Consider the following 22,065-nt stretch of genomic DNA (forward strand, 5'->3'; position numbering starts at 1 on the left):
TTCTCAGGACGTCAAGCTGTCACGGAAATCGAGGGCGAGTGCCCGCAGACTTCTCCCGAAGACGGACTGGACGACCCGCTCCGGCCACCAGTCGAGCGGCAGGGCCTCAAGGTTCGTCATGGTGATCCTCTCGCCCACCGGTGCGTCCTGGACGAGGCATGCCCGCCCGCTCGGTGCGGGCAGGGCGAGGGCTGCCAGGTAGGGGGCGTCGGGGCCCAGCGCGGCTCGAACGGCGTCGACCATGTGGGCCCCCTCCACGATGCAGGCGCCGTCGGGGAGTTCGCGGTAGCGGGCGAGGTACCACGTGAACGCGATGAGGATGTCGTCCTCGTTCTGGAAGCCCCGCGGGTGGTCGATGTCGGGTTGGAACGGGGCGAAGATCCCGTACAGCGTCGATGTGTCGACCGAGACCGCGGACGCCGGGGGGCGAGTGTTGACCTCCACCTTGCTCGGTAGGCCCAGCTGGTCCGCGAGTTCTTTCGTCGCGGCCGCCACCGCGTCCGCGACATGCGCGAACTGCTCGGCTCGGCGCGGGTACTTCAGCTGTTCCTCGGCCAGATTGATCCGGACGACCACGTCGCTCGGCTTGCCGGCGGCGAGCAGCATCGGGAGCAGAACCTCCCATACGACGCTGACCGGCAGCTGTCGGACGTCCCCGGAACTCTGGCCTATGCAAGGCTGCGCGGCGAACGCGGGGGCGGTGAGCAACTCGTCGGTCCGGTCGCCGAATGAGCCGAGAACGATCCCCGCGCCCCGATCGCCGGGGCAGGGGACGAGGCCCGCGTCCCGCCACATCGCCGGCGTCCCCTCGCCGACTGCCGTCATCCTGCGGCCGGACAGACCCCACTGCTGCATTGTGTCGATCACAGCAGATCCAGTCCGGTGGGATTCGGGCGGATTCCGGCGCCCAGGCAGAAGCTCGGCCGCCTGTTGCGGGCGAACGTCGTGCCGTGGTCGTCCGGCGACGACAAGGCCGTCCCCGCGCCCGCGGCGCCGTCCGGGATCGTCCATTCGTTCGTGCGGGCCCACAGCAGGTCCAGGTCGGCCAGGCGGTCGACTCCGACGCCCAGGCAGAAGCTCGACCGGCCGTCGCGGACGAACGTCGTACCGTGGTCGTTCAGCGACGACAAGGCCATCCCCGCGCCCGGCTCGCCGTCCGCAACCGTCCATTCGCTCTTCCGCGTCACGCCGGGCGTGAAGCCGTCGAGCGCCGGCGCCCAGTCGCCCTTCGAGAACCGCTCAAGGACGGCCGCGACCGCGCGCTTGATCTCCGCCATCGCGGTCGGCGCGTTCTCGCTGGGCCCGCACCACACGGCCTCCCAGACCCGGTAGGCCTCGAGCCGCCCCGCGCTGTCCCATCGCCGTGCCGGTTCCCGTCGGTAGGCGTACCCGATGCCGCAGTACAGGCCGTCAGGACGCTCGTCGAGCTCCTCCAGCAGCTCCAGACATGCCGCATGCTGCAGGCGACCGGTCTCCAGCGAAGAGGCGACATTCTGCGGGTGGTCACGACCGGTGCCGGCGTTGGTGAGCATCGGGTACCACACCGAGGTCGGACCGAAAGCGGCCACAGCTGCGTCGAGGTCGGCGACGAGATCCGTGATCGCCACGGCAGGCTCGCCGACCAACATGACGCTGCCGGTCCCGCCGGTGGCGGCGGGCTTCGTGGCTGCCCCGACGACGACGTCTCCTAGGGATGTGCGGGCCCGGTCGAAGCCGTCGTGAGCCGCTCCGAGGCGGCCGGTCGCGTCGAGCGGGCGGTACCAGTGTTTCTCCACGCCCGCCGGGGAGTTCGCCAGGTGCTGCGACAGCGTTTCGACCGTGTCGAAGCAGGCCGGCGTGAAATCGGACCAGGCGTCGCGGGACAGCTCGTACTCCGCCGCGGTCAGGAGTTCGGCCATGATGAGTGAATCGATGTCACCGCGCAGTGGACTCTCCGCCGAGACCGTGAGACCCAGGTTCTTCGCGAGCCAGCGGATCACCCAGTCACGTTCAAAGTACCCGTCAGTCATGATGCTTCTTCCTGTCAGGAAGCCGCGCGGACCGCGGGGCGGGCGGACCGTGCGATCGACTCGAGCAGCGTTCCGGGATCCTGGGTCACTTCGAGGTCGTCGAAGAGCGATACGTCGGCGATCTCCGGCAGACCGCGGAGCAGGTGACTCGCGTTGGACGCCATGGGCTGCCGCGTGACCAGCATGATGGGCTTGCCAAGCGCGGACGCCCAGCCCATCTCGATGTGTGTCCCGTCCGTACGCAGCAGGTCGTCCCCCAGCACGGGCAGCACCGGAACGAAGACGTCGCACCGGCGCATCCAGTCGAAGTCCCGAACCGAGACCTGCTGGGGGGAGAACAGCGGGGTGTCGACTCCGAACTTCTCGGCGACGTGGGCCGAGAAAACGGTGCCGTTGGCTTCCTGGACCGCCTCGATGATGCCGTGAAGGGTGCGGCGAAGTGGCGAGTAGAACCCTTCGTCCTCGATCGCGTACTGGATGGGCCCGCCGACGAAGACATTGATTCCCGTGAGATCGACGCTTACCTGGACTGGGGCAGCCTGCAAGGTGTCACCTCTTGAGTGGAATGAATGGAAAGAACTGCATGCGTGAAGCACTCGAATGTGCTCCGGGGTTAAGTGCCGTTCTCCCGACACCAATTGTCATTGGCGCTGTGGTGCGGATGACCATAGAAGCGGCTGTCGGGGACTGTCAACACATTCGTGTCCGGTTACGGCAAGCCAAATCCTAGCTGCTCAGGCGCCTGAAGAACGGCTCGGTCAGTGTCAGCAAGTCTGTCGGCCACTTGTGGCCAGTAGCTTTCGGTGGACTCGTCCAGCGGGAGTGTGGAGTATCTCTAAGGGCTGCCGCAAAAGGCAGTCGGAATTCTTGACCGGGTGATTCGGCGCAGTTGGCGAGAGGGTCGCCCCGGCCGGAAGTTTCTGACTCTCCTGGGGGATACATGACCAGCACCGGGTCGCTTTTCTCGGCCCATGGAGAAGAACCTGTCGTCGCGATCGCCGGCGTGCAGTTCGGTTGGGGCAGCGTCGGAAAGATCGCCGCTGTCATGGACGTATTGCGTGCCAGGCACGGTGATCGTCTCGGCTTTGTCGGACTGGCCTCGGCGCTCGGCCGGCCGGTGCTGGGCGCGCACCCGATCGACGCCTGGCTGGATGTGCCGGCCGACGACGCGGAGCTTGCCGCGCTGGTCGCGGCCCATCGCGTTTCGGCCGCCCTGGTGGTGCTCGATCCGGAACTCGCCTCCCGGCTCCAGTCGGTGGGGGTGCCGGTGGTGTACCTGGACAGCCTCCCGTTCCTCTGGACGGACCGCGACGAACTGCCCGTCGACGTCGAGGCCTACTGCGCCCAGCTGTGTCCGGCACTGCCTCGGGCCTGCTGGTCGTCGCTGCGGCGCATCCGGTCACTGCACTGGGTCGGGCCGGTGGTCGGCATGGCGGGCGACGACGGACCGGCACCGGTGGCCGGCCGCGCGGTCCTCAACCTGGGCGGTCTGGAGTCCCCGTTCCGGGACGGCGACGACAACGCCTATCTGTCGCTCGTCCTGGAGAGCGCCCTCACGGCGCTGCGGGATCAGGGCTTCCGGGAAGTGATCACCACGGGCAATCTGGACCTCGATCGGCTGCCGCGGACGCCCGCGGCGACCGGGCTCTCGATCCGTGGCGGGCGGCTGCCACGCGGGGAGTTCCTGCAAGCGCTGCGCACGGCCGAGCTGGTCGTCACCTCGCCCGGGCGCACAACCCTGCTCGAGACGGCCTCACTGAACCAGCGTTGCGTGGTGCTCCCACCGCAGAACCTCAGTCAGATCGTCAACGCGGCCGACGTCGCGGGTCAGGTCGATCCCCGGATCGTGGTCGGCTGGCCGGCGGACGTGGTGGACGAAGCCGTGCTCGACACGCACAAGGCGCGCGGCGAGGCGGAAGCCGTCCGCTACCTCTACGGGTGCATCGCGGCCGCCGCCGAACGGCGGTCCGAGCACAAGTCCTGGCTCACCGCCCGGCTGAGCGAGGCCATCGCGGCCTCGGGCCGGCCCGGCGCCCGGATGGCGCCGTTCTCCGGATCGACCGGGGCCGACGGTGCCGCCGAGGTGGCCGACATCGTGGACCTGGTCGTCGAGCGGACGCGGACCGGCCACGCGGGCGTCCGCCCCCCGGCCGCAGCAACTTTGCGTATTCACAACCAGCTTAGCGACGCGCGAGAGATGGAGACATATGCCCATGCGGCATCCCGATGAACTCAAGCAGGACCGGTCCCTGGCGATCAACGGAGGCACCCCCCGGTTCGACGAACTCCCCTGGGAGGACACCGGAATCGTCGCCGAGGCGGCCGACGACGTGGCGGCGCTGATCCGCACCCGGCGCACCGTCTACTGGGGCGGAGGCCCGCACAGCAAGCGCCTGGAGGCGGACTTCGCGGCGCTGATCGGCCGCGAGCGCGCCTTCTTCCATCAGTCCGGGACCGCAGCGCTGCAGACCGCGCTGTTCGCACTCGGGGTCGACGAGGGCACGCCGGTCGCGCTGAGCGACTCGGGATTCGTGGCCAGTCTCAACGCGATCTACCACCTTCGGGCCCGCCCGGTCTTCCTGCCGACCCATCCCGACACGCTGCAGTGCGTCGACGAAGTGGCGGAGTGGACCGACGGAACCCCCGTGCACACGGCTCTGATCACCCACTTCTTCGGCAACGTGGCCGACGTCGAGGCCATCCGGCGCTCTTCGGGTGCGCGGTACCTGGTCGAGGACGGTGGCCAGGCGCACGGCGCCACGCTGCGCGGTAAGCCGGTGGGCGCGTACGGCGAGATCGGCTCCTTCGCGGGTTCCACGAAGAAGCTGGTCACCGCGGGGCAGGGTGGCCTCAACGTCTATGACGACCCGGACATCGACTGGCGGATGCGCACCTACGGGCACCACGGCAAGTCCGGCAACTTCGAGGGGGTCTTCCCCGGGTACAACTTCCGCGGCGGCGAGATCGAGGCGATCCTGGCCCATGCCGCCCTGCGGCAGCTGCCCGAGCGGGTCGCCGCGCGCAACGCCACGGCCGACGCCATGTTCGAGATCTTCGACGCGGCCGGGATCCGCACCGCTCGGCCGGCCGTCGGCCTCGACTGCACTCCGGCCTGGTTCGATGTGGCGCTCATCCTGGACGAGGAGTGGGCGGGCCACCGCGACTGGCTGGTGGACGCGCTGGTCGCCGAGGGCATCCCGGGCTGGCACTACCCCGCCCTGATCGGCATGCCGTGGGTCAAGCCCTGGATGACCTCGCGGGGCTGGTGGGGTGAGCGTGAGGAGCACCTCCTCGGCACCGAGCGCGCTCTGTGGGACCGGACCCTGGTGCTCGGCACCCAGATGAGCCCTCAGGACGCCCGGAGGATCGCGGCCGCTACGGCGGAGCTGCTGAAGGGATGAGCGCCGGCGAGCTCGCCCGGGCGGCGGAGGTGCTGCGGCGGTGCGGCGACCCGGACGTACGCGACGTGCGCCTGCTGCACGGCGGCAACTGCGCGGTCTACATCGGCTCCGAACTCGTGCTGCGGGTCGGCCGGTCCTGGCCGCTGGACACCGCACAGGAGCTGAGCTGCTGGCGGGTGGCTCGCAGCCACGGTGTGCCCGCGCCCGAGGAGGCGGGCAGCGGAGTGCTGGCCGACGGACGCCCCTACCTGGTGTATCGGCACGTCGCGGGGGTGCCGGTGGAGAGCCGGTCGGGCCTCGCCGCGGCGGGTGAGACGCTCGCGTCACTGCATACCGTGTCGGGGCACCGGTTCCCCCAGGAGGCCCACAACCTGCCGCGCCGGAGGGCACGTTACGACACCGCCCTGCGCGGCGGCAGGGCAGTGGGGATCCCCGGTGGGTCCTGGGCCGACGCCCTGCTCCGACAGGCGGCCGAGGACTGGCGGACCAGTCGCGAGGTGGCCGGGCACGGCGACTTCCGCTCGCCCAACCTGGTCTCCCGCGCGGGGCGGGTCGCCCTCGTCCTCGACTGGACCGACGCCCGCGCGGCCAGCCCCGAGAGCGACCTCGGCCAGCTCGCCCCCGACCAGTTGGACCACCTCCTGCCCGGCTACCGGGCCCACGCCCGACGGCAGCCCGACCTCGACCTGGTCGCCGGCCACCTCCTCGCCCGGCACGTGGCGCTGGAGGTGGGTGGCGTCTTTCCCACCGGCACCAGTGCCCGGATCGCCGACCTGGTGAAGGAGCGGCTGCACCGCGGGACGTGGGGCCGTGGCTGACCCCCGACCCGCCGTCCGATTCCCGGAACACCCGACTCAAGGAGAGACACGATGAGTGGTGATCGTCACCGCTACCTGTTCATCAGGATTCTGGAGGCCTGCAACGCGGACTGCTTCATGTGCGAGTTCGCGCTCTCGCGGGACAGCTACCGCTTCACCGTGGACGACTTCGCCGAGCTCCTGCCGCAGGCCGTCGACGCCGGAGTGGGCTACGTCAGATTCACCGGCGGCGAGCCGCTGATGCACCAGCAGGTCGTGCAGCTGGTCGAGGCCGGCACCGCGGCGGGCATGCGGATGTCGCTGATCACCAACGGCTTCCGACTGCCACAGATGGTCGACACCCTGGCCGCTGCCGGACTCGCGCAGATCGTGGTCAGCATCGACGGTTCCTCCGGGGCGACCCACGACGTCTACCGTCGGACCCCGGGCTGCTTCGACCGTGCGTTGGAGGGACTGCGTGCGGCCAGGGCCGCCGGCATCCTCACCCGGGTCAACACCGTTGCGGGGCCGCACAACTACGAGCAGCTGCCCGAGTTGCAGCGGGTGCTCACCGAAGCCGGCGTGAGCCAGTGGGAGCTGTCGGCACTCAAGCTGGAGCGCACCATCACCTACCCCTCGCGCGAGGACGTGCTGCGGGTGTGCGACCCGATCTACACCGGCGATCCGGAGCAGGTCCTGGTCCCGCTCGGAAAGCGGTTCTACGGGGACACGCCCGAGGAACAGGGCGCCTTCTTCGACCAGGGCGTCACCCCGCGGGCCTCGCTCCCGCTCTGCTACGTCACCGACGACGTGATCTATCTCGACCCCAAGCAGGGGCGCGCGTTCGGTTGCAGTTGTCTGCCGCACCGGGACGGCGACGGGCCCGGGGGAGCACCGCTGCGGGACGAGCAAGGACGTGTGTTCCTCGACAGCCCCGCGCTGCGCAAGCACGCCGAGCTGTTCCGGACCGAAGGACCACGCGTGTGCAACGGCTGCTCGACCACGGCTGCGGGCTACAGCGACGACATGGCCCGGCTCGGAGCCGTCCCGGCCTGGCACTACTGACACCGACCACGGGAGGTCCGGACCGAGCGCGTCATCATCCACCGAGGAGCATGCCTTGACCACACCCGAAGACGGGCCCTCGCTCGTCCTCCACGCACGCCCCGACGACCTGGAGGCCGCAGCCGACCTGGAGTTCGTGGCCGCCCACCTGGCCGAGTTCCGACGGGCCCGCGCGGACGACTCCGCGACGGCCGCCCTGGTCGTGGGAGATCCGGACCGGTGCGCCGAACTGATGGCGGCCGGCCTGCCCACCGTCTACCTGCACGCCGCCGGAGCCGCCCCCGGTGACCCGGGCACGGCCGACGTGTCCGCGACCATCGTGAGCTGGCAGGTACCGGGCTGGCTGACCCAGTCGTGCACCCGGGAACGGCAGTTCGCCCGGTCCGAGATCCGGGTGCCCAACGTGGCTCCGTCGAGGCGGGTCCGCTCGGCCGGCGGCAGCGGTCCAGCCGTCCAGCTGACCGGCGGCTGCCCGGACCCGGAACAGACCGTGGCGGCCCTGCGCGCCGCGCTGCAGGAGGCAGGCCCGGCCGCGGGGCCGATTCCGGTACTGACCGACCTGGCCGCAGCGGACTGGGCCCGGTTGGCGAGCCTGCTGGACGAGTTCGCCTTCGTACGGGTCGACGTCGCCGACTGGCCCCGTGCCCTGCGCCGGGCCGACCTGCTGGTGGCCGGGCCGACCCTGCTGGCGACGACCTTCGCCCAGTCCGCGAACCTGCCGCTGCGGCTGCTGCCCGCCGCCGGCATCCGGCAGTCGCGCGTCCGGGAAGGCCTCGGCGTCCTGGCAGGCGGAGCGGATGACCGTACCGACCTGATCGTGACTCCGGACGTCTGGCCCGTGGACACAGGCGGGGCGGGAGCTCTCGGCGGCGCGACGCAGCTCGCCCGCCAGATCCGGCAACTGTGTCTCGCACCGGTCTGACCCGCACCGTTCCCCCTGCTTCGACCGTCCGACCGAAGCCGTTGAACCGTCCAAGGAGCACCATGTCTGGCACCGCCCTGTCCGTGAGCGCCGCTGACCTCACTCAGCACGAGATCCGGGCCCTGCGCTCGGAGCACAACCTGGCCGACGCCCACACCCACCAGTCCCAGTCCCCGGGCCAGCGCGAGATCGTGGCGTCGCTGCCCCAGCTCTGGTACGAGTCGGAAGCGGGCAAGCAGAGCACCTTCGAACAGCGCTTCATCGATACGTTCTTCCGCTTCCGCGGCCAGCACACCGCGCTCGGCCTCAACCGGACACTGCTGACCTACGCCGCTTCCATCTCCACCGTGGTCGCCGGCATGTACCTCAAGCGGCGCGGCGCGCGCGTGTCGCTGATCGAACCGTGCTTCGACAATCTGCGCGATCTGCTGGTCAACCTCGACATCGAGCTGGTGCCGTTGCCGGAGCGGGTGTTGTCGTCCCCGGACACCGTCTACGACCAACTGGCGCAGCAGCCCCGCACCGAGGTCGTCTTCCTCGTCGATCCCAACAACCCCACCGGTCACAGCCTGCTGACCGGAGGCCGGCGGATTTTCGAGGAGGTGGTCCGGTTCTGCCGGGAGAACGACCGCCTGCTGGTCCTCGACCTCTGCTTCGCCGCGTTCGCGCTCGGCTCTCCCGGCGGGCGGATCGACGTCTACGAGATCCTGGAGGCGTCCGGCGTCAGCTACATCGCCATGGAGGACACCGGCAAGACCTGGCCGGTGCAGGACGCCAAGTGCGCCTTGATCACGGCGAGTGCCGACATCTATCCCGAGCTGTACAACATTCACACCAGCGTGCTGCTGAACGTCTCCCCGTTCACCCTCAACGTGCTCACCCAGTACATCGAGGACTCCGTGGCGGACGGGTTCGCGTCCGTGTCCGACGTGCTGTCGACGAACCGGGCGCTGGCCCGGGAACTCACCCGAGGCACCGTGCTGCACCACCAGGAGCCCGCGGTCCCGGTCAGCGTCGCCTGGTTCAAGCTGGCCGAGAGCGCCCCCAGCGCGACCGAACTGCAGCAGGAACTGGCCGACGCGGGTGTCCATGTGCTGCCGGGCACCTTCTTCTTCTGGAGCCGTCCGGAGCAGGGCGAGCGGTGGATCCGCGTGGCGCTCGCCCGCGACCCGGAGGAGTTCGCCGCCTCCATGCGCCGACTGCGCGAGGTGGTGGTGCGTCATGGGTGAGTGGCGTCCGGGCGGGGTCATGGCTCCGCTGATCACGCCGTTCGACGCCGATGGGCGGGTTTCCCCGGCCTGTGTGCGCGCCCTGGTGGCCCGGGTCCGCCCGCACGTCCGGGCCGTGGTGCCCACCATCAGCTGTGGCGAGGGTTGGCAGCTGGATACGGAGAGCTGGCGCACCGTCAATCTTGCGGCCCTGGAGGCTGCCGACGGCCTGCCGGTGCTCACCGGCATCCAGTGCGCCGACCCGGAAGAGGCAGTGGCCCGGGGCCGTTGGGCCGCTCGGCACGGTGCCGCGGGAGTCTTCGTGGGGCCGCCCTGGTCGGCCGGCCACGGTCGGCGGGAGGTGTACCGGGCGTACGCGCGGATCGCGGCATCCCTCGACATCCCCGTCCATCTCTACAACGAGAGCGTGGTCAGCGGCGTCGAGCTGGACCTGGGGACGCTGGTCGCGGTGTGCTCGCTGCCCAACGTCGTCGGCGTGAAGGAGTCCAGCCGAGCCCCCCAGGTGACGCGGTCGCTGGTGGACGCGGTCGGGGATGTCGACGTGTATCAGGGCTGGGAGGACCTTCTGACCGCCACACCCGGGGTTGCCGGGCTGATCGGACCGCTGGCCCTGATCGAGCCGGAGCTCTGCGGCCGGTTCGCGGCCCGCCCGACCTCCGGGCTCCAGGACGAGGTCACCGACACCTGTCGCCGACTCGGCCTGTTCGATGCGGACTATGTCGCACGGACCAAGCAAGCCCTCGTGCGCCAGGGGGTGTTGCGGACGGCCGCCCTGGCGGAATCGAGCTGAGGGGTCGGCCGTCGGTAGCTTCAAGTTCCGTGCGCACTTGTGGCCAGTACCCGTGTGTTGCGGTGCAGTTGGGGGCTGGGTGACTCTTGAGGTGTCCGGAAATTCTTCGTTCACTGAACCGGTCAGTGCGTTGAGAGCGATAGGTGCACTCCGTTTCAGAGGTTGAGCTCGAGGAAATCTGAGAGCTTTTCTTAGGGGGAACAAACCATGTCCGCGAAGTTTTCGTCCGCTCTTGTCGCCGTGGTTCTCGCTGTTTCGGCGGTGGTCGTTTCCGTGTCGGGGGGCAGTCACCCCGCCCCCGTGCAGGTTGATGCTTCGGCGGCCTCCCCGGCCGTCATGTCGCTGAACGACACCGGCTGGCAGTGATGGAAGGTTCTGGAGGGGACGTGCCCGGGAGCGGACTCCCACGGCGGCCGTTCTCGTCGGCGGCCCGGCCACTCATGGAATTCATCGCCGCCCATTCGGTCGACGGCCTCTCGTTGGCAGCACGCTGCATTGAGGCCCGCGACCTGCACCTGGCGGTCCACAGCGTTCGACGAGCAGTCCGGCTGATCGACTTCGCCGGCTCGATGGCGGCACTCGGGCGGGAGTTCCCGGAAGGCCGGCAGGACCCGGTTGTGGACGGGTGCCGGACACCCGAGGACAGCCTCCCGGCGAAGGTGGTCAGCATCGTGGGCGGGAACAGGCGGGCCGTTGGGACGGCCGACCCGGGGCCGCAGCGGCGGTGCCCGTCGACCGGTCGCGAAACCGAACTGCTCGGGCGGCTTCGGCAGGTGGCGGCGGAACTCTGGGAGGCCTTCGGCGGCGCGGTCGAGTCAGTCGGCGCCACCGACTGGGAGTACCTCGGCCGGCTGGCTGAACGCCAGGCTCCCGTCGCTCCGCAGGACGGCCGCCTCGCGGAAGCCGCCGAGATCTACCGGGCGTTGGTCGAGTTGAACGCCGCGGCGCTGCGCTGGGAGCGGATCCACTCGTGCGACAGGTCGTCGGGGAGCGACAGCTGGTGCGCGGCGTCCGGCGTCAGCCCGCTCTTCCCGGTACTGCCGCCGGCACCCGGCATGCCCGCACCGGGGACCTTCCGGGGAGCGACGAGCTGGTGAGGGCCGCGCTCTCCCCTTCTTGAAAGTCGGGCTACCTTACAGATTGGGCTCATAGGCTTATGGAAAGGCCCCAGCTCCTTGTGTTCGACTACCCCGGGCGCCGGGATACGAAGCATGTCAGTGACATGCGGCTGGAAGACGACGGATTCGATGTTCGCTATGCGATGAAGAGCGAGCTGCCCGACGAACTGTACGCCGAGTCATATGCGCGGGAACTGGTCGGGAATTCCGGCGTCGAACCGTCACTGGTGGCCGGAGTCATCGGTTATTGCATGGCGGGACATATCGCTCAGGAGGCCGCGGCGCAGCTGACCTCCGTGCGGGGAACGGCGCCGGCGCTGATCCTTCTGGACAGCGGGCCGTGTCCGGCGCAGGCGGTCGAGGAGGAGTGCCGTACCGCGTTCGCCGCTTTCGGCGGCGACGAGGCGGTCGCGGCCCTCGACGCGACTTCGGGCGGCCTTCTCTTCTCCGCCGACGCGCTGCGGAACGACCCGCTCCGGACCATCGGAGAAGTCCGGAAGATCCTGCGGAGTTTCGCGCTGGACATGATGGCCGACGAGGGGGCGAGCGTCGAGGAGATCGAGGACTCGGCCGAGCTGTTCATCAAGCACTACGCCGGCTGGATCACCCATCTCATCGCCGCGCACAACAACGCCGCACCGCGTTGGAAAGGCGACGTACTCCACATCGTGTCCCGGGACCATCCGTTCAAGGGGGACTGGCCGGGCGCGGCGGCGACGAAGTCGGTCGTCGTCGACAGCGTGGGGAACGATCCGGCCAGCGAGGCCGCCACACGGGACTCCATCCTTTCCCATATCCGTCAGACCAGCCTGGCTCGCTGAACGATGGGCCGCGGGGGGAATTCACAGACGCGCACACGATCCATGGGGACAGCATGAAGAAGGGGAATCCCTGGCTGCCGTTCGGCACCCATCCGGAGGCCGGCATAAGGCTCTTGTGCCTGCCGCACGCGGGTGCCGGTGCCACCACATACAGGAGCTGGGGACAGGGTCTTCCGCCCGGGATCGCGGCGTGCCCGGTCCAGCCTCCCGGTCGTGAACGACGATTCGGGCAGCAGCCGTTCACGAGCGTGGAGCCGCTGGCCAAGGAGCTGGCGGGGGTGATCACCGACTCGGTGCGGGCGCCGTACGCCGTCTTCGGTCACAGCACGGGTGCACTGTGCGCCTTCGAGACGCTGCGAGAGCTGCGTCGGATCAACGGCCCACTTCCGGTCCATCTGTTCGTGTCCGGGCGATGCGCTCCGCAGACCCCTCTCACCAGACACGACCTGGCGAACATGGACCTGGTCGAGCTGGCCGACCTGCTGCGTCAGCTCGGCGGCACACCGGAGGAAGTCCTTGCCGAGCCGGATCTGCTCGCCCTGCTCCAGCCTCTGCTGGCCGCCGATTTCTCCGTCAACGAAGGTTACGAGTACACGGTGGAACCGCCCTTGGACATTCCGGTCACCGCCTTCGCAGGGATCGACGACCAGGGCGCGGATGTGGCCGCGACAGAGCCTTGGGCGATACACACCGCACGGGAATTCGCGCTGCACGCGTTGCCCGGCGGACATTTCGCGATCTTTGATTCCGCCGCAGCGGTGCACTCCCACATCGCCGCGGCGCTCGCCCCGTATTGCGGGAACTGACCGACCACACACGGCAATCGCCCGTATGCCCTTTATCCGAGACAGTGAGGAGTACGCCCATGACGGCCGGACGCGAGGATTTCGTGGAGGCTCCCTACGAGGCACCACAGGACGAGCTCGAAAAGCAGGTGGCGGACATCGTGGCCGAGGTCCTCGACGTGGACCGAGTGGGCCGTGACGACAGCTTCTACGACTTCGGCGGAACATCGCTGCAGGCGATCCGCATCTGCACACGGATCGAACGAGTCCTCGGTATGAAGGCGCTGCCGCTCTGGTTCTTCTCCAATGACGTCCTGCACGAGTTCGTCCAGGAGCTGCGGACCAAGGCGGAGAAGGCACATGTCTGAGCCGGGCGGAGCCGCGTCGTTGATCCACGCCTCGTTCTCCCGCCACGCCGCCGAGCAGCCCGATGCCCCTGCGCTGATCCTTGACGGTTCCACCATCAGTTACGGGGTCCTCGACGCGGCCTCGGACGCCTACGCCGCGCTGCTGGCCGCCCATGGGGCAGGCCCCGGACAGATCGTCCCGCTCGTCCTGCCCCGCTCTCCCCAACTGGTCGCCGTGGAGCTCGCGGTACTCAAGTGCGGAGCGGCCTATGCGAACATCGACCCGACCTGGCCGGCCGACCGCCAGGCCGCGATCTTCGCGCAGACGGCACCGAAGGTCGTCGTCACCGGACCCGCCACAGGGGTCGAGGCAGATGCCGAGGTCCTCCGTGTGGAGTTCGAAGACCTCACCGAGCCGGCGGCCAGGGCGTCCGCCTTCACCCCGGCTCACGTCACCGCGGCCGATCCCGCGACGGTGTTCTTCACCTCGGGCACCACCGGCCGTCCCAAGGGCGTCGTCGTCCCGCACCGTGCCGTCACCCGGCTCTTCGGACCCCACGGCCTCGCGGGTTTCGGGCCGGGACACGTCACACCGCAGGCAGCGGCCATCGCGTGGGACATGTACGCGTTCGAGCTGTGGGGCCAGCTGAGCACCGGCGGATGCGCGGTTCTCGTTCCGCAGGGGCACCTGCTGCCGAACACGCTTCGGGAGCTGATCCACACCGCCCGCGTGGACACGGTGTGGCTGACGACCTCGCTCTTCAATCTCTTCGTCGACGAGGACGTGGACTGCTTCACCGGGCTGCGGCAGATGCTCATCGGTGGCGAGAAGCTGTCCCCCGGACATGTGCGGACCTTCCTTGAGCGCCACCCGTCGATACCGCTGCGCAACGGGTACGGGCCCGTCGAGAACTGCATGCTCACCACGACCCACCTCATCCGTCCGCAGGACTGCGACATCGCTGAGGGCATCCCGGTGGGCAGTGTCGTGCCCGGCACGACCGTACTGATCCTGTCGTCGACGGACACGCCCTGTGCCGCCGGCGAGACGGGCGAGGTGTGCGTCGCGGGAACCGGTCTCGCCGTCCACTACCTGGACGAGCCGGAGATGACGGCGGAGAAGTTCCCGACGGTGGAGATCGACGGTTCTCCGGTACGCATCTATCGCACCGGTGACTTCGGGCTCGTCGACGACGAGGGTGTGCTGCAGTTCCGCGGCCGGCGTGACCGACAGGTCAAGATCAGCGGATACCGCATCGAGTTGGCCGAGATCGAGAACGCCGCCCGTGGAATCGAAGGCGTCCGCGAGTGCATCGTGGTACCGCTCAGCGCACCGGACGGTCAGGTGACCGGCCTGGCGTTGTGCTACGTGGCGCAGCCGGCGGACGCTTCCGGGGACACCGGCAGCCTCCTGGGCGAGCGAGAGCTGCGCAAAGCGCTGTCCCTCCTCCTGCCCGACTACCTGGTGCCGCGCGTGATCCGGAGGCTGGACCGCTTTCCCGTGACGGCGAACGGCAAGGCCGATCAGGCCGAGTTGCGGCGGATGGCGGCGCGCTCTCGGGGCGGTCGGCCTTGACGGGCGGACAACAGCAGGTGCGGACCGGTCCGGGCGTCTACCCGATGACGGCCGAACAGGAAGCGATCTGGCTGGACGACCATCTGCGGGACGGCGAGTCCCGCTACCTCGAATCATGGGTCCACCGCCTCGAAGGCGCCCTCGACCGGGGTGCTGTGCACTGGGCACTGGAGCGGATCGTGGCGCGCCATGAGGGGCTGCGCAGTCGGTTCGGCCTGGACGACGACCGCCTGGTGCAGAGGGTGCTTCCCGAGAAGCACGCACTGGAGCTGGAGACCGTGTCCTGCGCCGCCGCGTCCCTCGACGACACCTTGAAGGAACTGGTGCGTCGTCCCATGGACGTGGCCGAGAGCCCCATAAGGGCCACGTTGGTCGAGGTGGCGCAGCACACGACCGTCCTCGTCGTCCAGCTGCACCATCTGGTGGTCGACAGCTGGGCACTGCAAACCCTGGAAGGGGAGTTCGAAGAGCACTATCGGGCTTACGTCGAGCGGCGCCCTGCGGCGGTCGCTCCAGTGGAACTGCAGCCGGGCGCCCACGCGTTGGCCAAGCAGTCGACCCGGACAGACCCGTCGGTGCGGGCGTATTGGCGGGAGAACCTGCGCGCACTGTCCCCGGATGTGGCCGGCACGCTCGCCGCTGATGACGCTGTGGCATCGGCCGGCGCGGGCGGCGAGCACGCGGATCGCGGGGGGAGGATCACCTTCGAAGTCGACGCGGACACAGCTCAGCGCGTACGAGCTGTCTGCCGACGGCTTCGTGTCACGCCGTTCGCCGTATTCGCGTCCATCGTGTCTGTGCTGCTGCACTCGGCCGGGGGCGCGCGGGACGTGATCGTGGGCACTCCTGTCTCGCACCGTGAGTCCGCAAGCCACGACCAAGTGATGGCTCCGATGCTCGCGTTGCTGCCGCTGCGGGTGACCGTGGACGCCGACGCGTCCTTCGCGAAGCTGGTGGCCCATGTGCGCACCCGCGGGCACGAAGCGATCACGTACAAGGACATCTCGTACGGCGAACTGGTCGGGATGACACGACGACGAGGCCAAGCCGGCGGCCGAGGCCTGGTCCGCACGGTGCTCGTGGTCGATGACGCCCAGCCGTCACGGATGCGGCTGCCCGGGCTGGAGGCTCGGCGCGTCCATGTGCACTCGGGGGTCTCGAAGTTCGACCTGTGTTTCACCCTTGTGGCACAGGACCGGGATTACCGCGGATTCCTGGACTACGCGGTGGACCTCTTCCCCGCCGGTGTGGCCGAGCGGATCACGGATGACTTCGTGGCCCTTCTCGACAGGGCCTGTGACAACCCGGACGGAACGGTGGCGTGGCTGCTCGACGGCCTCGGGGAAAGCAGAAAGGACATGACGTAGTGGGGCTCTCTCGGGCGGGAAACAAGATGGCGAGGCTGTCGGGGCTGCGGCTCATCATGGAGGACATCGCCACCTCCATGGGCTCGGCCACGGGCCGGGAGTGGCTGAATCTCGGCATAGGCAACCCCGCGGACATACCGGAGGTCAGCGACACCTGGCGGCGCATGACTGCCGAGGCACTGGATGACAGCTTCGGGACCGTCAGCTGCCAGTACGGTCCGTCCAGGGGGCTGCCCACGCTCGTGGACGCGATCGTCGGCTACTTCAACAGGCACTACGGCTGGGACATCGGACCCCAGAACGTCGTGGTGGGGCCCGGCAGCCAAATGCTCTGCTTCATCGCCGCGACGCTGTTCACCGGGCCCGGCGAGGTCCGTGACACACAGCTGGTGCTGCCCATGATGCCGGACTACACCGGCTACCAAGGACTCTCCCTGGTGCCCGGAGGAGTCACCGGGGTGGAACCGATCCTGCAACGGCAGGATGAGCGCTCGTTCCGCTATCTCTTCGACATGCCCGCCGTCGAGAGGCTGACCGACGTCGGGCTGATGCTGATGTCCACCCCGAGCAATCCGACCGGCCGATGCGCCGCGCCCGACGAGATCCGGAGCCTCGTCTCCGCCGCCGAGGCCCACGACGTACCGCTGATGATCGACAACGCGTACGGCGCGCCGTTCCCCCGCATCGGCGAGGTGACGACACCCCCGCTGCGACACGACCGCGTCATCAACGTCTTCTCGCTCTCCAAGACCGGACTTCCCGGAGAGCGTCTCGGATTCGCCATCGCGGACGAGCGGTACATCTCTCCGATCGTCTCCTGCATGGCCAACTCCACGCTGCACGCGCCACAGCTGGTCCAAGCCGCGCTGGCCCGGGCCCTGAATTCGGACGTCCTCGATTCCCTTGTGGCCTTCGAGATCGGACCGTTCTACGCCCAGCGCAGGAAGTTCGTGAAGTCGCTGCTCCTGGACCGCCTTCCCGCCGACGTCGCATGGCGGCTGCACGAGGGCGAGGGCGGCATGTTCTTCTGGGTCTGGGTGGACGAGGAGTGGTTCGACGACCTGGCGCTGTACGAGGCACTGAAGGCCAGGGGCGTCTTCGTCGTACCAGGTCGGCACTTCTTCACCGACCCCGAGCACAGCCGGGGGCTGGGACTTCATACGCGTCAGTGCTTCCGTGTCAGCGTCACTCCCGACGCCGACACACTCATCGCCGGCATCGAAGTGATCGCGGAAACGCTGGGCGACATGCGTGCCGGAAGCACCCTTGAGTAAGTCAATCAACTGACTTAAAGTTGCCTCGGTCAATCACGCGTGTCTTCACGCTCGTACGCCGACGGAGGCCCCGCCATGTCCCACCCCTCTCCGCCGAGGTCGAGCGCCGTGGTGGCGGTGCTGGCCTTCGCCGGGATCGTCGTCTCGCTGATGCAGACGCTGGTCATCCCGATCGTCCCGGAGCTGCCGCGGCTGCTCGACGCCCCGGCCTCGGACACCGCCTGGGCGGTCACGGCGACACTCCTCGCCGCCGCCGTCGCGACGCCCGTGATGGGGCGGCTCGGCGACATGTACGGCAAGCGGCGGATGCTGCTCGTGAGTGTCGTGCTGCTGGTGGGCGGCTCCGTGGTGTGTGCCCTGAGCGACTCGCTGGTCCCGATGATCGTCGGGCGGGTGCTCCAGGGCCTGGCCTCCGGGGTGATCCCGCTCGGCATCAGCATCATGCGGGACGAACTGCCCGCCGAGCGCCTCGGCTCCGCCACCGCGCTGATGAGTGCCTCGCTCGGCATCGGCGGTGCGCTCGGGCTGCCCGCCGCCGCGCTCATCGCGGACAACTTCGACTGGCACGTCCTGTTCTGGACGTCGGCCGGCATGGGTGTGGTGGCGCTGGGGTGTGTGCTGCTGTTCGTGCCCGAGTCGAAGGTGCGCACAGGGGGCCGTTTCGACCTGGTCGGCGGCATGGGCATGGCGGCCGGGCTGGTGTGCCTGCTCCTTGCCGTCTCCAAGGGCGCGGACTGGGGCTGGGGCAGTGGCACGACGCTCGGGCTGTTCGCCGCCGCCGCGGTCATTCTGCCGGCGTGGGGCTGGTGGGAGCTGCGGACCGACCAGCCGCTGGTCGACCTGCGCACGACCGCCCGCCGTCAGGTGCTGGTCACCAACCTGGCCTCGATCGCGGTCGGCTTCGCGATGTTCGCGATGAGCCTGGTCATCCCGCAGCTCCTCCAGCTCCCCGCGCGGACGGGCTACGGCCTCGGCAGGTCGATGCTGGTCGCGGGCCTGTGCATGGCGCCGTCGGGCCTGGTCATGATGGCGACGGCCCCGGTGTCGGCCGCCATCTCCCGGGTCAGGGGTCCGAAGGTCACGCTGATGGTGGGCGTGCTCATCGTCGCCGCGGGCTACGGCCTCAACATCGTCCTGATGTCGGAGGTCTGGCACTTCATCCTGGTCGCCTGCGTCATCGGCGCCGGCGTCGGCTTCGCCTACGGCTCGATGCCCGCCCTCATCATGAGCGCCGTGCCCGCGTCGGAGACGGCCGCCGCGAACAGCCTCAACACGCTGATGCGTTCCCTCGGTACGTCCACGGCGAGTGCCGTCGCGGGCGTCATCCTCGCTCAGATGACGACGGACCTCGGTGGTTACGCCCTCCCGTCCGAGAACGCCTTCAAGGTGGTCCTGGCGGTGGGCGCCGGGGCGGCGCTGCTGGCGTTCGCGGTGGCGTCGTTCATTCCGTGGCAGGCGGTGGCAGGTGCCGCCGGGCCGGTGGCGGAGGGCGCCGCCGAGCAGGCGGGGGCGACGGCGAAGTCGTAGTCACAGATTGCCCATCGGCTCGATGTCGACCTTCACCGGCGTGCCCCAGACGCGCAGCACCTCGTAGTCGGTGAACTCGTGCACCAGCCGGTAGGCCATGGCGGGACGCGGCCCGTGCCGCTGGGCGGCGAGATAGAGCTCGGCCTCCCGGCGATCGCGGCGCGGGGTGCCGCACAGCTGCCACTCCTGTCCGTTCCACAGCTCCGGCAGCCAGCGCTGCTGGGGCTGCGGACGGTCGCCGCGGACGCCGTAGCGGGACGGCACGGGGTGTTCGGGGGAGCGGGGGGCCGCCGGGCCGGTGCCGTTGTACTCGGAGCGGCGGGCCGCCCGGCGCCGGGTCTCGCAGAGCAGGCAGAGGTCGGGGGCCGCAGGGTCCACCGGGCCGCCCGGGTGCTCCGGGCACCGGGTGGTCCGGGCGGCCGTCGTGACACTCTCGTCCAGCAGATCGAGGGCGCGGCGCAGGTCGGCCTTGACCTCGTGCAGCCGGGCGTCCGGCGTGTCGGTGGTGAGGGCCTCGCCGTGCTCGCCGAGGAGGCGGAGGGCTCGGCCCAGGGCCGTCAGTTGCGCGTGGTTCATGGTTGCCAGTCTGTGCGGCCCCCCGCCCTTCGCGCCATCGCTCAGCCCATGCTCTTCGCCCCGTCCAGGGCCTCGCGCAGGATGTCGGCGTGTCCGGCGTGCTGGGCCGTCTCGGCGATGATGTGCAGCAGCACCCTGCGGGCCGACCAGCGGGCGCCGGGCTCGAACCACGGGGCGGTGGGCAGCGGGTGAGCGGCGTTCAGGTCGGGCAGCTTGGCGACCAACTCGTCCGTCCGGCGGGCCACTTCCTCGTACTCCGCCACTACGCCGGCCAGCGTCTCGCCGGGCAGCATCCGGAACTCGTCGGCCCGCCTGGCGAAGTCGGCCTCGGTCATGGCGCTGAAGTCGCCCATGGCCGACGGGCCCTGAAGGATGAAGTCCACCCAGTTCCGCTCCGTCGAGGTGACGTGCTTGATCAGGCCGCCCAGGCACAGCTCGCTGACGGTGGTCCGCTGCCCCGCCTGCTCGTCGGTGAGGTCACGGGTGGTGAAGCGCAGGAAGTGCCGGTGCTTGGCCAGCGCCTCCAGCAGGTCGGTGCGCTCGTCGGTGGTGGTGTTGTGCGTGGTCTCAGTCATGACAGCCACGTTAGGAGGCATAGAGGTCAGATCCTGACCTCTATGCCCCAGGACTTGCCTACGGATTCCGCCTTGCGGTCAGGCGGGGTCGGGCTGTGTCGCGCTGATCTGCGGGTGGACGTAGAAGATCTCGTGCCGGACGGGCCGCCCGCCCGCGTCACCCTCCCACGGGTACTGGATGAGCCGGCTTCGCACCTCGCTGCTTCCGCCGGAGACGTTGGCGTACATGTCGGACTCGACGTTGCGGAGCATCAGCCGGTTGGGGAAGCGCGGGTCGGGGTGCTCCAGGACCCAGTTCTGTGAATCGGCCAGCGGGCCGCCGGGCTCGGGCGCGCCGTCCGGCGCGTGGCAGTCCTACACATGCAGCGGGGAGCCCGCCACCGACTCCCGACCGTTCTCCACGTCCAGGCAGCGCTCCGAGCTGTCGGTGACGATCCGGTACATCGTCTGCCCCGACTCGTCCGTCCCGTTGGGGGAGAGCCGGAAGAGGGCGGACTCGTGGTTGATGTCGGGGAACTGCATGATGTCGTTCCCGTTGGCCCCGTCCCCGCCCACCACGTGCAGGTTCTGATCGGTGTGGTCGACATGGATCTCCACCGTGGTCCCGTCCCCGCCGTGGTCACCGTGGCGCGGGCCATCAGCCGCGCGGTCGCCGCCCGACCTTGAGGTCTTCGACGAAGGCCGACCAGGCGGGGGTGCCGAATATGAGCTTGGGGCCGTGGGGGTCATTGGAGTCGCGGACGGGGACGAGGGTGGGGAGGTCGTGGGTGACTTCGAGACAGTCGCCTCCGCTGCCGCCGCTGTGCGTCGACTTGCGCCAGCGCGCGACCTCCAGGCAGTTGTCGCCCCCGCCGCCGCTGTAGCTCGACTTGTGCCAGCGCGCGACTTCCAGGCAGTTGCCGCCATCGCCGCCGCTGTAGCTGGACTTGTACCAGGTGGCCGCGTCCAGGTCGTACTCAGGGATGCTCCTCATGGGCGTAATCCTGCGCCATGGTCTCGATGAGGGCCAGAGACTTCTGCGGCGAGAACGCGCAGGCCGAGAGGAGGTCGTAGGTGCGGCGCTGGTACCTCACCATGGCCGGGTCGTCCTCCAGCCGTCCGGTGCCGACACCTTCGAAGTAGACCAGTGGGGGCGCGTCTTCGAAGTCCATCAGCTTGATGGCACCCTGCATCGCCGCGTGCGCCTCCGCCTCGAACGGCAGTACCTGCACGATGATCCGGCTCCGACGCGCAAGGCCGATGATGTGGCGAAGGGCGCCCGCCATCACACCGGGCCCGCCCGTGGGCCGTCGTAGCGCGGCCTCGTCAAGCACCACCCACAACAACGGCTCTGTTGGGTTATCGAGGATGCGGGCCCGGTCCATACGGGCCGTCACCAGGTCCTCGATCTTCTCCTCCGGTGCAGTCGGCTGATGCGCACGGCACACAGCCCGCGTGTAGGCGGGGGTCTGGAGCAGCCCGGGGATGAGTAGCGGTGCGTACTCCCGGATTTCCGTGGCCGTCGCTTCTGCCTCAGCCGCCTCCGCGAAGTGCTCCGGATACTTCGACCTGGCCGCCGCACTGCAGTTTCGCTGGAAGAAGTCTCCCGTCCCCAACTCCTCGTCCAACACCCTTGCGTGTTCGGGCTGGATCCGCCGCGTACCCGCCTCCAGCTGCCCCACGAACGAGCCGCTCGCGAACAGCAGTTGACCCAACTTCTCCTGACTGAGCCCGGCCTTCTCGCGGGCGTGCCGCAGCTCCGCGCCCAGCAGCGCACGTGGCGAAGAGGCAGGATCCAGGTCCTTGGGTCCCGGCATGGCAACTCCCGGTCGGACAGCAGAGGTTGTTGGGGTGCCCCCTCTGGCCAGGTTAGGGCCGCACCCGCCACGCTGTGTCATGAATCGCAA

The 22,065-nt window shown here is 69.3% G+C and carries 24 protein-coding genes; 15 read left to right on the forward strand and 9 right to left on the reverse strand.

Annotation, left to right across the window (positions count from 1 at the left end; genetic code table 11):
* Positions 1-3: 3 nt before the first annotated feature.
* From ACZ7NC_RS14265 to ACZ7NC_RS14275, 3 genes are read right to left on the reverse strand one after another with little or no spacing between them, the layout of a single operon-like run.
* Positions 4-867, reverse strand: coding sequence for a hypothetical protein (locus tag ACZ7NC_RS14265; RefSeq protein ID WP_471488038.1), 864 nt, complete (start codon positions 865-867; stop codon positions 4-6).
* The gene (locus tag ACZ7NC_RS14270) at positions 864-2,009 is read right to left on the reverse strand and encodes an acyl carrier protein (RefSeq protein ID WP_471488040.1); all 1,146 of its coding nucleotides are present in this window, start codon (positions 2,007-2,009) and stop codon (positions 864-866) included. The genes ACZ7NC_RS14265 and ACZ7NC_RS14270 overlap by 4 nt, the downstream gene beginning before the upstream one ends.
* Positions 2,010-2,023: 14 nt before the next feature.
* Positions 2,024-2,554, reverse strand: a complete 531-nt coding sequence (locus tag ACZ7NC_RS14275; protein WP_471488042.1) for a nucleoside 2-deoxyribosyltransferase — start codon at positions 2,552-2,554, stop codon at positions 2,024-2,026.
* Between the two features lie 395 nt (positions 2,555-2,949).
* Here ACZ7NC_RS14275 and ACZ7NC_RS14280 point away from each other — a divergent pair, with 395 nt between their 5' ends.
* From ACZ7NC_RS14280 to ACZ7NC_RS14350, 15 genes are all read left to right on the forward strand, one after another.
* A complete protein-coding gene (locus ACZ7NC_RS14280; protein WP_471488044.1) occupies positions 2,950-4,239 on the forward strand; it encodes a hydroxymethylcytosylglucuronate/cytosylglucuronate synthase in 1,290 nt (429 codons plus the stop codon).
* On the forward strand, positions 4,223-5,410 hold the full coding sequence (locus ACZ7NC_RS14285) for a DegT/DnrJ/EryC1/StrS family aminotransferase (protein ID WP_471488046.1): 1,188 nt from the start codon (positions 4,223-4,225) through the stop codon (positions 5,408-5,410). Before ACZ7NC_RS14280 ends, ACZ7NC_RS14285 begins: the two co-directional genes overlap by 17 nt.
* Positions 5,407-6,228 (forward strand): phosphotransferase family protein, encoded by an 822-nt coding sequence (locus tag ACZ7NC_RS14290; RefSeq protein WP_471488048.1) that lies wholly within the window; start codon positions 5,407-5,409, stop codon positions 6,226-6,228. Before ACZ7NC_RS14285 ends, ACZ7NC_RS14290 begins: the two co-directional genes overlap by 4 nt.
* Before the next feature lie 51 nt (positions 6,229-6,279).
* Complete coding sequence (gene blsE / locus ACZ7NC_RS14295) at positions 6,280-7,272, forward strand: cytosylglucuronate decarboxylase (protein ID WP_471488049.1); 993 nt, start codon at positions 6,280-6,282, stop codon at positions 7,270-7,272.
* A 55-nt stretch (positions 7,273-7,327) separates the two neighbouring features.
* Positions 7,328-8,194 carry a hypothetical protein gene (locus tag ACZ7NC_RS14300; RefSeq protein ID WP_471488051.1) on the forward strand — a complete coding sequence of 289 codons (867 nt, stop codon included), beginning with the start codon at positions 7,328-7,330 and terminating at the stop codon, positions 8,192-8,194.
* Between the two features lie 62 nt (positions 8,195-8,256).
* Positions 8,257-9,423: an aminotransferase class I/II-fold pyridoxal phosphate-dependent enzyme gene (locus tag ACZ7NC_RS14305; protein WP_471488053.1), complete on the forward strand. Its 1,167-nt coding sequence runs from the start codon at positions 8,257-8,259 to the stop codon at positions 9,421-9,423.
* The gene (locus tag ACZ7NC_RS14310; protein WP_471488055.1) at positions 9,416-10,213 is read left to right on the forward strand and encodes a dihydrodipicolinate synthase family protein; all 798 of its coding nucleotides are present in this window, start codon (positions 9,416-9,418) and stop codon (positions 10,211-10,213) included. The genes ACZ7NC_RS14305 and ACZ7NC_RS14310 overlap by 8 nt, the downstream gene beginning before the upstream one ends.
* A 440-nt stretch (positions 10,214-10,653) precedes the next feature.
* Entirely contained in the window at positions 10,654-11,310 is a 657-nt protein-coding gene (locus ACZ7NC_RS14315) for a hypothetical protein (RefSeq protein WP_471488057.1), read from the forward strand.
* A gap of 125 nt (positions 11,311-11,435) precedes the next feature.
* Positions 11,436-12,152 (forward strand): V-type proton ATPase subunit F family protein, encoded by a 717-nt coding sequence (locus ACZ7NC_RS14320; protein WP_471488059.1) that lies wholly within the window; start codon positions 11,436-11,438, stop codon positions 12,150-12,152.
* Between the two features lie 53 nt (positions 12,153-12,205).
* Positions 12,206-12,958: a thioesterase II family protein gene (locus ACZ7NC_RS14325; RefSeq protein ID WP_471488061.1), complete on the forward strand. Its 753-nt coding sequence runs from the start codon at positions 12,206-12,208 to the stop codon at positions 12,956-12,958.
* 59 nt (positions 12,959-13,017) lie between these two features.
* Positions 13,018-13,305: a phosphopantetheine-binding protein gene (locus ACZ7NC_RS14330; protein ID WP_471488063.1), complete on the forward strand. Its 288-nt coding sequence runs from the start codon at positions 13,018-13,020 to the stop codon at positions 13,303-13,305.
* Positions 13,298-14,860 (forward strand): amino acid adenylation domain-containing protein, encoded by a 1,563-nt coding sequence (locus ACZ7NC_RS14335; RefSeq protein WP_471488065.1) that lies wholly within the window; start codon positions 13,298-13,300, stop codon positions 14,858-14,860. The genes ACZ7NC_RS14330 and ACZ7NC_RS14335 overlap by 8 nt, the downstream gene beginning before the upstream one ends.
* Positions 14,857-16,227, forward strand: a complete 1,371-nt coding sequence (locus ACZ7NC_RS14340) for a condensation domain-containing protein (protein WP_471488067.1) — start codon at positions 14,857-14,859, stop codon at positions 16,225-16,227. Before ACZ7NC_RS14335 ends, ACZ7NC_RS14340 begins: the two co-directional genes overlap by 4 nt.
* Before the next feature lie 26 nt (positions 16,228-16,253).
* Positions 16,254-17,501: an aminotransferase class I/II-fold pyridoxal phosphate-dependent enzyme gene (locus tag ACZ7NC_RS14345; RefSeq protein WP_471488069.1), complete on the forward strand. Its 1,248-nt coding sequence runs from the start codon at positions 16,254-16,256 to the stop codon at positions 17,499-17,501.
* A 75-nt stretch (positions 17,502-17,576) separates the two neighbouring features.
* Positions 17,577-19,028: an MFS transporter gene (locus tag ACZ7NC_RS14350; protein ID WP_471488072.1), complete on the forward strand. Its 1,452-nt coding sequence runs from the start codon at positions 17,577-17,579 to the stop codon at positions 19,026-19,028.
* Here ACZ7NC_RS14350 and ACZ7NC_RS14355 read toward each other — a convergent pair whose 3' ends face one another.
* The 6 genes from ACZ7NC_RS14355 to ACZ7NC_RS14380 all read right to left on the reverse strand — a co-directional run bounded on the left by ACZ7NC_RS14355 (position 19,029) and on the right by ACZ7NC_RS14380 (position 21,975).
* A complete protein-coding gene (locus ACZ7NC_RS14355) occupies positions 19,029-19,604 on the reverse strand; it encodes a hypothetical protein (protein ID WP_471488074.1) in 576 nt (191 codons plus the stop codon).
* 41 nt (positions 19,605-19,645) lie between these two features.
* Positions 19,646-20,179, reverse strand: coding sequence for a DinB family protein (locus ACZ7NC_RS14360; protein ID WP_471488076.1), 534 nt, complete (start codon positions 20,177-20,179; stop codon positions 19,646-19,648).
* 78 nt (positions 20,180-20,257) lie between these two features.
* Entirely contained in the window at positions 20,258-20,431 is a 174-nt protein-coding gene (locus ACZ7NC_RS14365; protein WP_471488078.1) for an RICIN domain-containing protein, read from the reverse strand.
* Between the two features lie 102 nt (positions 20,432-20,533).
* On the reverse strand, positions 20,534-20,908 hold the full coding sequence (locus tag ACZ7NC_RS14370; protein WP_471488080.1) for an RICIN domain-containing protein: 375 nt from the start codon (positions 20,906-20,908) through the stop codon (positions 20,534-20,536).
* The gene (locus ACZ7NC_RS14375) at positions 20,817-21,152 is read right to left on the reverse strand and encodes a DUF397 domain-containing protein (RefSeq protein ID WP_471488082.1); all 336 of its coding nucleotides are present in this window, start codon (positions 21,150-21,152) and stop codon (positions 20,817-20,819) included. Before ACZ7NC_RS14375 ends, ACZ7NC_RS14370 begins: the two co-directional genes overlap by 92 nt.
* On the reverse strand, positions 21,136-21,975 hold the full coding sequence (locus ACZ7NC_RS14380) for a helix-turn-helix domain-containing protein (protein ID WP_471488084.1): 840 nt from the start codon (positions 21,973-21,975) through the stop codon (positions 21,136-21,138). The genes ACZ7NC_RS14375 and ACZ7NC_RS14380 overlap by 17 nt, the downstream gene beginning before the upstream one ends.
* Between the last annotated feature and the right edge of the window lie 90 nt (positions 21,976-22,065).

The sequence above is a fragment of the Streptomyces sp. NPDC111802 genome, from assembly GCF_055634335.1.

What these genes read in the sequence shown, in the direction of transcription:
- ACZ7NC_RS14270 (WP_471488040.1), bottom strand. Translation starts at nt 2,009, where the DNA reads ATGACTGACGGGTACTTTGAACGTGACTGGGTGATCCGCTGGCTCGCG.
- ACZ7NC_RS14280 (WP_471488044.1), top strand. Translation starts at nt 2,950, where the DNA reads ATGACCAGCACCGGGTCGCTTTTCTCGGCCCATGGAGAAGAACCTGTC.
- ACZ7NC_RS14285 (WP_471488046.1), top strand. Translation starts at nt 4,223, where the DNA reads ATGCGGCATCCCGATGAACTCAAGCAGGACCGGTCCCTGGCGATCAAC.
- ACZ7NC_RS14290 (WP_471488048.1), top strand. Translation starts at nt 5,407, where the DNA reads ATGAGCGCCGGCGAGCTCGCCCGGGCGGCGGAGGTGCTGCGGCGGTGC.
- blsE (WP_471488049.1), top strand. Translation starts at nt 6,280, where the DNA reads ATGAGTGGTGATCGTCACCGCTACCTGTTCATCAGGATTCTGGAGGCC.
- ACZ7NC_RS14305 (WP_471488053.1), top strand. Translation starts at nt 8,257, where the DNA reads ATGTCTGGCACCGCCCTGTCCGTGAGCGCCGCTGACCTCACTCAGCAC.
- ACZ7NC_RS14310 (WP_471488055.1), top strand. Translation starts at nt 9,416, where the DNA reads ATGGGTGAGTGGCGTCCGGGCGGGGTCATGGCTCCGCTGATCACGCCG.
- ACZ7NC_RS14315 (WP_471488057.1), top strand. Translation starts at nt 10,654, where the DNA reads ATGGAATTCATCGCCGCCCATTCGGTCGACGGCCTCTCGTTGGCAGCA.
- ACZ7NC_RS14320 (WP_471488059.1), top strand. Translation starts at nt 11,436, where the DNA reads ATGCGGCTGGAAGACGACGGATTCGATGTTCGCTATGCGATGAAGAGC.
- ACZ7NC_RS14325 (WP_471488061.1), top strand. Translation starts at nt 12,206, where the DNA reads ATGAAGAAGGGGAATCCCTGGCTGCCGTTCGGCACCCATCCGGAGGCC.
- ACZ7NC_RS14330 (WP_471488063.1), top strand. Translation starts at nt 13,018, where the DNA reads ATGACGGCCGGACGCGAGGATTTCGTGGAGGCTCCCTACGAGGCACCA.
- ACZ7NC_RS14335 (WP_471488065.1), top strand. Translation starts at nt 13,298, where the DNA reads ATGTCTGAGCCGGGCGGAGCCGCGTCGTTGATCCACGCCTCGTTCTCC.
- ACZ7NC_RS14345 (WP_471488069.1), top strand. Translation starts at nt 16,254, where the DNA reads ATGGCGAGGCTGTCGGGGCTGCGGCTCATCATGGAGGACATCGCCACC.
- ACZ7NC_RS14350 (WP_471488072.1), top strand. Translation starts at nt 17,577, where the DNA reads ATGTCCCACCCCTCTCCGCCGAGGTCGAGCGCCGTGGTGGCGGTGCTG.
- ACZ7NC_RS14355 (WP_471488074.1), bottom strand. Translation starts at nt 19,604, where the DNA reads ATGAACCACGCGCAACTGACGGCCCTGGGCCGAGCCCTCCGCCTCCTC.
- ACZ7NC_RS14360 (WP_471488076.1), bottom strand. Translation starts at nt 20,179, where the DNA reads ATGACTGAGACCACGCACAACACCACCACCGACGAGCGCACCGACCTG.
- ACZ7NC_RS14365 (WP_471488078.1), bottom strand. Translation starts at nt 20,431, where the DNA reads ATGCTCCGCAACGTCGAGTCCGACATGTACGCCAACGTCTCCGGCGGA.
- ACZ7NC_RS14370 (WP_471488080.1), bottom strand. Translation starts at nt 20,908, where the DNA reads ATGACCCCCACGGCCCCAAGCTCATATTCGGCACCCCCGCCTGGTCGG.
- ACZ7NC_RS14375 (WP_471488082.1), bottom strand. Translation starts at nt 21,152, where the DNA reads ATGAGGAGCATCCCTGAGTACGACCTGGACGCGGCCACCTGGTACAAG.
- ACZ7NC_RS14380 (WP_471488084.1), bottom strand. Translation starts at nt 21,975, where the DNA reads ATGCCGGGACCCAAGGACCTGGATCCTGCCTCTTCGCCACGTGCGCTG.